2 protein-coding genes are annotated in these 11798 nt (G+C 39.2%); both read right to left on the reverse strand.

Going from position 1 to position 11798, the window contains the following annotated elements; genetic code table 11:
* Nucleotides 1-529: 529 nt before the first annotated feature.
* Nucleotides 530-1279 carry a hypothetical protein gene (locus E7K77_RS06050; RefSeq protein WP_058948381.1) on the reverse strand — a complete coding sequence of 250 codons (750 nt, stop codon included), beginning with the start codon at nt 1277-1279 and terminating at the stop codon, nt 530-532.
* Between the two features lie 90 nt (nt 1280-1369).
* Nucleotides 1370-11713 (reverse strand): ESPR-type extended signal peptide-containing protein, encoded by a 10344-nt coding sequence (locus E7K77_RS06055; RefSeq protein ID WP_325321177.1) that lies wholly within the window; start codon nt 11711-11713, stop codon nt 1370-1372.
* Nucleotides 11714-11798 lie beyond the last annotated feature (85 nt).

Below are 11798 nucleotides of genomic sequence, written 5' to 3' on the forward strand. Positions count from 1 at the left end.
TTTGAATAGCTCATTATTTGTTGTCGTTACATTGAAGTAACTTTGAATTATGGTTGGTTTTGACTATGTCAAAACCCGCACTCTGGCATATGTTCAATCGTTATGATTGATTACCTATCATTGTTCAGTTTTCAAAGATCTGTGCCCCTTCATATGGGGTACTTGAATATAATAACATTTCCATATACTGATGTCAACAATATTTGGACAATTTTTACGACAAATTTCAGGAAAATTTTATTATTATTTTTGCACAATTTCACGGCCTAATTTTACAGATTTAAAACTTGAGTTATATTACTCTTTCAGACATATCATATAGGGAGAATTTAAAATAAAAAGAAGCCGCAACAAGAATACATCTATTGCATTCTGTTGCGACTTCTTGTCTATATGACAGTGTGTTAATAGAATCCCTTATTTGTGTCTCAACACTGTATATTAAAAACTTTTATATAAGGTTATTGTAACTGCACATTCCTTATAACAAAAGCTATACATATAATGTGATTATATATGTATTAGATGATTAGTTATCTGTCTGAATCGCTTCACGAAGGTTAATTTCGTGCATGTCTCCAACAGAAGGTTCTTCTGCAGACATATTTTTTACAGTTTGTTTTGTAGCAAACCAAACTGCTTCGTTCATGTAATAACGCAATTCTTCATTAGATACATGTTCTTGATCTTGAGCCATGATATCAAGCATAGCATCTTCCAATGCTTGTGCTTCTTCATCAGTCAAAGGACCGCCAACGGCCTTTTGTTTTTGAAGCAATTCATTCATGCGATCAACCATGCTGCGCAATACATTGTAACCATAGCTATTTGTGTAACCTTGGTCCTTATCATATTTAGGAAATGTGTAATAGCTATACTCGTTTTTATTACGGTTTTCACCATTCCAGTTCAATGCAGTTTCTTGGCCATGTACATAACCTAAAGAATGTTTACGGAAATAATCAGCATAGTTATGCTTATCTTTAGAATGTAACCATTTAGCTTCTTCTTTAGTTAACGCTTGATGATTATTCTTTTTGCTTTCAGCTAAAGCAATGTGTTTTTCCGCATTTTCCCATGCTTTCACAAATTCATGGATACTTTGCACTGCCTGAGGGCTAGCCACAGGAACCAATACAACAGAACCTGTTGTAGGCGCTTTAGCCGGATTTGGTAAAAGCAATGGATCATCAAATGTAGCAGATGCCGCATTAACATGGAATACGCCACTGCCGAATAATACTGCCGCTGTGAAAGCAAGCAAAGTGGATTTTTTCATTATATATTCCTCTTTTCTATCAACGAATTAAATCGGGTGAGAGGACCCCCAAAAGGGAATCCTCAACCCGTAATGTTCAGCATGAACGTATTATAAACCTAGTCTTGCCATCATTGCAGCAATATTAGCTTTCATTTGTTCATTTTCAGCTTTCAAATCAGCTACTTCACCTTTTAATCCTTGATTTTCAGCTTTCATTGCAGCAAGTTCACGTTGCATTGCATATGTAGAACTGATAGGTCCTTTACGATAACGATCTGCAGTTTCTGCTTCACCGTCTCTGTTGCCTACTTTCCAAGTTACACCAGCATTTGCCATCATATGGCTATTGCTACCCGCCCAAGCTACGCCAGCATGTAACATCATGGATTCATTTTTGTAATGAGCCACGCCTAATGCCAATGCGGAGTCACCACGGTAGTTACCATAACCTGCCATGATTTGAGTAGGTTCGTAAGGATCATAAGCCATAGGTTTCAATGCAGACAACGCGGAGGATAAAGCACCAACTTGACGAACTTCTTTTACAACATTATTCATGCTGTTTGCAACACGATTAAGTTGGGAACCATTAACAGCATCAGTAGAAGTGGAGCTAATTTCACCTGGTGCTACGTTAGTAATCTTATTACCACCGTTATTCAAACCAGAGCTTGTTAAGGATACGCTGCCACCACCATTATTTTTGATTGTGATACCATTACCGTTTGTTACAGTTGTATGACCGGAGTTATCCATAGTTGTAATAGAGTTGATACCAGTAATATCTTTTGCCAAACGAACATTCAAGCTGCCGTTGTTATCGGAAATAACACCGATATTGTTTGCAGAGGAAAGTTTGCTTTCATCAGTAACGCCACCTTTAACGGTTACTTTTTCACCTAAGTTACGATGGAATTCACCTTTGTCACCTGCAAAGTCTAAGCCAGCTTTCTTAAGGCCATCGATACCTTTTTTCAAGTCGCCGATGTTAGCACCATTTGTTAAGCTGCTGCTATTATCAGCAATATTGTTGATATCTTCGCCTTCGCCATAACCACTTGCCATGTTAACAACTTTATTGCCACCATTGTTCAAGCCGTCCTTAGTCAATGTTACTGCACCAGTACCATCTTTAGGGGACCCTTGACCTGCTGGAGGAGTAGTAATTGCAACACCGTTGCTGCTAACAGTAGTAGTTACTTTAGTACTACCCATGCCAGATGTAACAACCACACCATCTGCAGTTGTGCTTGTTCTCTTAGTCTTTTTGTCAGTAGTTACAACACCGTCAACAGTCAACTCAGTGGCCTTAGTTGGATTATCTACAAGTACACCTTTAGCTGTTGTTTGAGTTGTATTATTTTGACTATCAGATACTTTCACATTATCTGCAGTAAGAGTAGTCTTATTACCAAATGTATCAGTGCTTGTAACACCTCTACCGTTTGTTAAAGTGGAGTGTTGTTGATCGTCTGTAGTTGTAGTTACACTGCGTAAGTTCAAGTCTTTTTTGATATCTACAGTGTATGTTTTAGACTTATCTGCATTAACTGTAGTTTCTACAGTTGTATTGCCGCTATCGCCAGCTTTCACTGTCGTAGTTGCTGCCGCCATGCTGCTCTTCAACTGTTGAACGTTAACTGCATCTGTATCATTTACACCAGCTGCCACGTTAGTAATCTTTTGATTATTTGCGTTTAAGCCTTCGTTAGAAATGTATGTTTTACCACCTACAGATACACCTTTATTGTCAAGTACAACTTGTTTGTTTGGATCGGAACCAACTGTTACAGAGTCAAGACCTTTAAGGTTCTTAGCAAGTTTAACGTTCAAGTTACCGTTTTCATTAACTACGCCAATGTTACCATTTGAAAGTTTAGAAGCATCAGCTTCGCCACCTTTAAGTTCCAATGTTTGACCGAGGTCTTTATGGATAGCTTCACCGGAGTCGCCTTTGAAGTTCAAGCCTTTCTTAGTCAAGTCTTGAGTGTTCTTATCAATTTTATTATCTACAACTTTCAATTGATCTTCTGTTGCAGCTTGACCGTTAGTGATCTTATTAGGATCCCAAGTTCTGTTAGTCAAATCGTTAACAGTACCAGAACCACCGTTGATAGTTACCTTACCGGAGTTGATTGTACCGTTTGTACCATTGATATTTACAGCATTAGCACCTTCGCCAGCTCTAATGATACCTGTTGTACCATCGAAATGAACTGATGTATTGCCGGAGCCCAATGTCACTGTGTCTTTCAAGTTTACAGTGTATGTTTTAGCTTTTGTAAGATCGTTGATTTCTTCTTCAACATGAATGTTCTTGCTACCTTTTACCTTAGTATCGGACGCAGCTTTTACTTCGTTCAATTGTTTAAGGTTAACAGCATCGCTATCTTCTGTACCAGCTTTAACATTTTTGATTTGTGTATTGTTTGCATTGAAGCCGTTGTTTGTAACAAATGTATTACCGCCAATTGTCAAACCATTATTGTTAATAGTTGTTTGACCCGTTGTTACGCTGTTCAAGCCTGTTAAATCTTTTGCAAGTTTAACATTCAACTTACCGTTTTCGGATACAACACCGATATTGTTGTCAGACAATTTAGCTTTATCAGAAACGCCACCTACAACATCCAATGTTTGACCAAGGTCTTTATGAATTAAATCACCAGAGTCAGCTTGGAAGTTCAAGCCTTTCTTAGTCAAGTTTTCAGTGTTCTTATCAATTTTGTTATCTACAACTTTCAATTGATCTTCTGTTGCAGCTTGACCACTTGTGATGTGTGCAGGATCCCAAGAAATGTTAGTCAAGTTGTTTACAGTACCGTTTGCACCGTTAACAAGAACTTTACCAGCATTGATGTTACCTGTTACACCATCGATTGCTACTTTACCAGCGTTGATTGTGCTGTTTACACCATTGATAGTTACTGCGTTCGCACCGTTACCAGCTTTCACGATACCAGTTGTACCGTCGATGTTAACAGCTGTGTTACCGGAACCCAATATTACAGTGTCTTTCAATGCAACTGTGTAAGTTTTAGCTTTTGTAGTTGGATCTACAGCTTCATCAACGTCGATGTTTTTGCTACCTTTTACTTTTGTATTAGATGCAGCTTTTACATCGTTCAATTGTTTAACATTTACAGCATCGTTATCTTCTACGCCAGCTGTTACGTTTTTGATTTGCGTATTGTTAGCGTTGAAGCCATTAGCTGTAACGAATTGTTTGTTGTTGATTGTCAAACCATCGTTGTTGATAGTTGTTTGACCAGTTGTTACGCTGTTCAAGCCTGTTAAATCTTTTGCAAGTTTAACATTCAACTTACCGTTTTCGGATACAACACCGATATTGCCGTCAGACAATTTAGCTTTATCAGAAATACCACCTACAACATCCAATGTTTGACCAAGGTCTTTATGAATTAATTCACCAGAGTCAGCTTGGAAGTTCAAGCCTTTCTTACTGTTGTCTGTAACTTTTTGATCTACAGATTGCAATTGATCTTCTGTTGCAGCTTGACCGTTAGTGATGTTATTAGGATCCCAAGTTCTGTTAGTCAAGTTGTTTACAGTACCATTTGCACCGTTAACTAGAACTTTGCCAGCATTGATGTTACCTGTTACACCATCGATCGCTACTTTACCAGCATTGATTGTGCTGTTTACGCCATTGATAGTCACTGCGTTAGCGCCTTCACCAGCTTTTACGATACCTTTTGTACCGTCGATGTTGACTGCATTATTACCGGAACCTAATGTTACAGTGTCTTTCAATGCCACTGTATAGGTTTTAGCTTTTGTTACATTATCTACAGTTTCATCAACATTGATGTTTTTGCTACCTTCTACTTTTGTATTAGATGCAGCTTTTACATCGTTCAATTGCTTAACGTTAACAGCATCGTTGTCTTCTACACCAGCAGTTACGTTTTTGATTTGCGTATTGTTAGCATTAAAGCCATTAGCTGTAACGAATTGTTTGTTGTTAATTGTCAAGCCATCGTTGTTGATAGTTGTTTGACCAGTTGTTACGCTGTTCAAGCCTGTTAAGTCTTTTGCAAGTTTAACATTCAACTTACCGTTTTCGGATACCACACCGATGTTGTTGTCAGACAATTTAGATTTCTCAGTAATGCCACCTACAACATCCAATGTTTGACCAAGATCTTTATGGATTAATTCGCCAGAATCAGCTTGGAAGTTCAAGCCTTTCTTAGTCAAGTCAGTGCTATTGTCAGTGATTTTCTTATCAACAATTTTCAATTGGTCTTCTGTTGCAGCTTGACCACTTGTGAAGTTTTTGCCATCCCAAGTGATGTTTGTCAAGTTATTTACAGTACCAGCAGTACCGTTGACAGTCACTTTACCGGAGTTGATAGTGCCGTTTGTACCATTGATAGTTACAGCATTAGCACCGTCACCAGCTTTTATGATACCTGTAGTACCGTTGATGTTGATTGCATTATTGCCGGAACCTAAAGTTACATTGTCTTTCAATGCTACTTTGTAAGTTTTAGCTTGTGTATTAGGATCTACTGTGGAGTTAACATTGATGTTTTCGCTACCTTCAACTGTAGTGTTAGATGCATTTTTAACTTCATTCAATTGATTCAAGTTAACTGCATCATTGCCATCAGTACCAGCTTTTACGTTTTTGATTTGTGTGTTGTTAGCATCAAAACCGTTAGCTGTAACGAATTTCTTACCACCAATTGTTAAACCTTCGTTATTAATTGTTGTAGCACCAGTTGTTACGCTTGTTAAGCCAGTCAACTCTTTAGCGAGTTTAACATTCAACTTACCGTTTTCAGATACCACACCGATGTTATTGTCGGACAATTTAGCTTTATCGGAAGTACCACCTACAACGTCTAATGTTTCACCAAGGTCTTTATGAATGCTTGTAGCATCATCGCCTTTGAAGTTCAAGCCCTTCTTAGTCAAGTTGCTACCGTTGTCAGTGATTTTCTTATCAACAACTTTCAATTGGTCTTCTGTTGCAGCTTGGCCGCTTGTGATGTTATTAGCATCCCAAGTGATATTTGTTAAGTTGTTAACAGTACCTTTAGCACCGTTAACAAGAACTTTACCGGAATTGATATTGCCTGTTACACCGTCAATCGCTACGTTACCAGCAGTAATTGTGCTGTTTGTACCGTTGATAGTCACAGCATTGTTGCCTTCGCCGGCTTTTACAATACCTTTTGTACCATCGATGTTAACAGCTGTATTGCCGGAACCCAATGTTACTGTGTCTTGTAAACCAACTGTATAAGTCTTAGCTTTAGTAAGTGGATCTTCAGAATCAGTTACATTGATGTTTTTACCTGCTTTTACAACTGTTTTAGCTGCCGCTGCGTTGTTGGATACTTCTTTCAACTGTTTAAGGTTAACTGCATGGTTATCCTCTGTACCAGCTTTCACATTTGTGATTTGAGTATCGTTAGCATTGAAGCCATTACTTGTAACAAATGTGTTGCCACCGATTGTCAAACCATTGTTGTTAATAGTTGTAGCACCAGTTGTTACGCTGTTCAAGCCTGTCAAATCTTTAGCAAGTTTAACATTCAATACGCCGTTGTTATTAACTACGCCGATGTTATTTTCTGAAAGTTTAGATGCGTCAGCTTGACCGCCAGAGATTTTCAAAGTTTGACCAAGGTCTTTATGAATTGCAGTACCTGCATCACCTTGGAAGTTCAAGCCTTTTTCTACGATTTCAGTTTTTGTAGTATCAATTTTATTATCTACTACTTTCAATTGATCTTCTGTAGCAGCTTGACCATTAGTAATAGCTTTAGGGTTCCAAGTTCTGTTAGTCAATTCGTTAACAGTACCTGTAGTACCATTGATTGTTACTTTACCGGAGTTGATAATACCATTTGTGCCGTTGATAGTCACAGCATTATCGCCAGTACCAGCTTTCACGATACCTGTTGTACCGTTAATATTGATAGCTGTATTACCAGAGCCTAATGTTACTTCATCTTTCAAGCCTACAGTATATGTTTTAGCTTTAGTTACATTGTCGATACTTTCATCAACTTTAATGTTTTTACCTTCAGCTACCTTTGTATTTGCTGCAGATGCACTGTTGGATACTTCTTTTAATTGTGCCAAGTTTACTGCATCGCTGTCGATTGTACCACGAGCAACGTTAGTAATCTTGTTACCACCATTATCCAAGCCAGTTTTAGTAAGAGATACAGATGCATTGTTTGTAGCACCGTTGCTGATAGTTACACCGTTGGAAGTAACTTTTGTATCGCCTACAGTTACGCTGTTCAAACCTTTAAGGTCTTTTGCCAAACGAACTTTCAAATCGTTAGAACCATCGGATACAACACCGATATTGTCTTCTGCAGTCAATTTGGAAGCTTCAGTAATGCCACCTTTAACGTTAACTTGTTCACCAAGTTTTTTATTGATTACGTTACCGGAGTCAGCACCGAATTTCATGCCTTTATTGATCAATTCTTCTTTAGTCTTGAACAATTGGCTGCCATTGATAGCATCTTTAGATGTAGCTGTTACAGCACCATCTTTTACATTTGTAATTGTAGTGCCGTCAGCACCTTCCAATGTTACCTTAGTCTTATCAACAACACCGTTATTGATGTCATATTTAACAGCACGATCTGTCAATTTATCTACAGAAGTCTTGGATGCAATGTTATTGATTGTAACTTGCTCTTTAACGCCTGCATGGTTTTTATCCTCTACGGTCAAGGATACTTCACCATTGTCGTTTACCTTGTAGGAACCGTCAGCGCTGGAGTTTCTTACAAGACGATAGTCAGTTGCACTGCTACCTTGTTGAGTAATTTGTTCACTAACTTTTTTCAACTGATCTTCAGTCGCTGCACGACCAGATACGATAGATGTGGAATCCCAGTTCTTATTGCTCAAGTTAGTTACATAATTACCAGTTTCACTTGCATGTTTCGTATTTTGAACAGTTTGAGCGCCCATTACAACAGCACCAGCAGTTACTCTACCTGCTGTACCATCAAGAACTACTTGATTGTTACCGCTACCCAATGTCACTTTGTTGTTCAAACGAAGATCATATTTAGCGCCTTCAGTGCTTGTAGCAGGAGTTGTTGTCAATTTAAGGTTATCATCGGAAACAGTTACTTTTGAATGTTTGCCTGCTTCGATTTTCACATCATGTAATTGGCTGCCATTTACAGCATCTGTAGAAGTAGAGGATACTTCACCAGCTTTCAAGTTAGTAATTGTTGTACCGCCTTGGCCTTCCAAAGTAACCTTGTTTTTATTAACAGTAGTACCGTTAAGATCATATTTAACAGCACGTTCTGTCAATTTATCCAATTCAGTTTTGGATGCGATATTGTTGATTGTTACCGTATTAGCAGGGTTGTTAGGATGAGCTTCATCTTTAACTTTCAAATCAACTTTGTTGTTTTCTACAGAGTAAGAACCATCTGCAGAATTTGTATTATTGATCAAGCGGTAATCTGTTTTAGCCGCATTAGTAGTCTTGATTTCATCAGACACTTTTTTCAACTGATCTTCAGTTGCTGCACGACCAGATGTGATGGTAGGATTCTGAACATTCCATTCTTTATTGTCCAAACCAGTTACATAGTTTTTATTGTCGCTATGTTTACCTACACGAACAGAACCTGCAGTTACGCTGTTCAAACCTGTTAGGTCTTTTGCTAACTTAACATTAAGGTTTCCGTCTTTAGCTACAACACCGATGTTATTGTCAGATAAAGCACCTGTAGCGCCACCAGTAATACCTAAAGTATCACCAAGTTGTTTATTGATTTTAACATTGTTATCGCCTTGGAAGCTCAAGCCTTTAGCGATCTTGTTAGTGTTATTTGTGATATTAGTAGTATTGATATCTTGTTGCTCTTTAGAAGCAAGGTTCGTCAACTTAACTTGTTTAGGGTTGGAACCATCAGCATCAGCAACAGTCAATGTCATGCTACCATCAGCAGCTACTTTATATTCGCCATTGCTACCTGCTGCAGGGTTTGCAATCAAACGGTAGTCAGTTTTGGAAAGACCATTAGAGATTTTAGAGATATCAACATCGAATGTTTGATTGTCATTACGTGTCAATGTCAATCTCTTACCGTCATTGGATACTGTACCGGATGTAACATACGTATTTTTCAAACCTGTTACTTCAGCAGTCAAACCATTTGTACCGGTCATGTTAATCTTGCCGTTACCGTTTGCTTCATACGTTGCAGAACCACGTTGCAAGTATTTATCGTATTTTGCAGCAATACGAGAAATATCACCAATATTAGCCGCATTAGTTAATGTATCACCGCCAGATTGCACATTGGTAATTTGATAACCACCAGCATTGATACCGGTTTTGCTCATAGATACGCTACCAGTTGTAACGGAGTTGAAGTTTGCATTATCAACTGTTGCAACTGTAACATTGTCTCCGGCGCCTTCTAATTTAATATTTTTACCAGCGTTAAAGTTCACTGTACGGTTTGGAGCTTTTACGTCTTTAACCTTTTGGCCATTAACTTGAAGTTCCCAACCTTGGTTTACGGATTGAATTGCTTCATGAACAGTGTTTTTACCTGTATCACCAATATTAGTCATGGTGATAGTACCGTTTTGGTCAACCTTAGCATTACCGCCTAAGATATTTTTAGTGCTTTTAGCTACATTACCTACTGCATTAGCAACGCCATATAATTGGCTACCATTAATAGCATCTGTAGATTGTGCATTCACACGACCAGCTGCTACGTTAGTAATTGTACGTTTTGTAGAGTTATTACCTACGCTAACGGTAGAATCAGCAGTACCACCAGCATAGTTATATTGCAAACCGTTAATAGTTTCACTAGCAGTGCTTACAGGAGCAGCTGTTGCAGAATTAGCACCTAATGCAACGCCACGAACATTATTTACTGTTGCTTTGCTACCGAGAGCTAAGCCTTCGTTTTCTTGTACACTTGCTTCGCTACCGATTGCTACCGCATCAGTTACTTCTTTTTGAGCTTTAAGTTTAGTGATTAATTCAGGATTATCTTTGTAAACGCTACGATCACGTACACGTTCTAATGTACCAGCTTGAGCGCTTACGCCCAATGCGATGGAGCGGGAACCGGTTGCTTGTGCATCATCACCGATAGCCACAACATTTTTCTTGTCCCCATCTTGAGTACTTAACGCACTTGCTTCACGACCCATAGCAATAGAGCCGTAACCTTCGGAATGAGCATTGTTACCGATAGCTGTAGAACGTTCGCCTAATGCCCATGCCGCATTACCTGCAGCCACAGAGGAACCGCCCAATGCATAAGTATCATTACCCAATGCCACGCCGGAACCACCATGAGCACGCGCGGAGTTACCTACGGCAACGGAGTTATTTACTTTATATTGAGGGTCATTTTGAATACCGGATTCAGCATTGTTACCAATGGCAATGCCGTCCATTGCACGAGTTTTGGCATTGTTACCAAGAGCAACCCCGTTATCACGATAATGTGCTGCACCGTTACCGATAGCCACGCCTTGAATACCTTGAGATGTCGCATGATTACCGATGGCTACGCCTCTTACATAACCTTCACCTTTATAATTTGAACCTGATGCTACATACGCACTAGTACCCATAGCTACGCTATCTTCGGTATCTGATTTAGCACCTTGACCAATAGCAATGGAACGAGCTGCATTAGCTTGGGTATTAGTAGTTTCGTCATATGCTGTATACGGTGTGCCATTATCATCATATTTAGGAGTTGGATTTGCAGAACCGATAGCAATAGATTGATCACCTGTTGCCAATGCAGAGTGCCCCATAGCCAAGCTAGCTTTACCCTGTGCAGATGCAGCCGTACCGATAGCTGCCGCATATTGTTTGCCAGCATAGGCTTGTCTCATCATAGCCAAGGAGTTAAAACCTTTTGCTTTAGCAGCAGAACCGACAGCAATAGCGCCGATTTCTTCAGATTGAGCATAATGGCCTAAACCGATACCCAACGCACGAGATTGAGAATAGTCGCCGATAGAAATACCGGATACGGATCCATCTTTAGCACGTGCATTAGCTTTATTACCGATTTGGATGCCGAACACCTTATTATTGGTATATAAGTGTCCTTGTCCTGGATTCCCTGGTGTTTTGTAATCATACATATTAATAGTTGGTGCACCAGGGTTTGGTGTTAACCATGTCACACCGCCCGCAGTATATTCCTGACGATCCGCATTAGCCGGTGTTAAAGCAACCCCTCGATCAGATTCTGCCTGAACACCCGAAACCAACCCACTACCGCAGGTTAAAACCATAGCCGCCAAGCCAACTTTTACCGAAGCTTTAGCGGAATTACTAACAAAGCTTTTGGAGCCACGAGTATGGCTTTTTGCGATTTCAGATACAACGACATATGCGCCTCGTACCTGACTCCAAATTACCCTATAAATACGATTCATTTAGTAGTACCTACCTTTCACACAGTTTTATAAGGGATTCTAAAACCAACACTAAAACACTAAAAATAATAAAATTTTCATCAAA

It is taken from the genome of Veillonella parvula (assembly GCF_032577575.1).
Classification (GTDB): Bacteria; Bacillota; Negativicutes; order Veillonellales; family Veillonellaceae; genus Veillonella.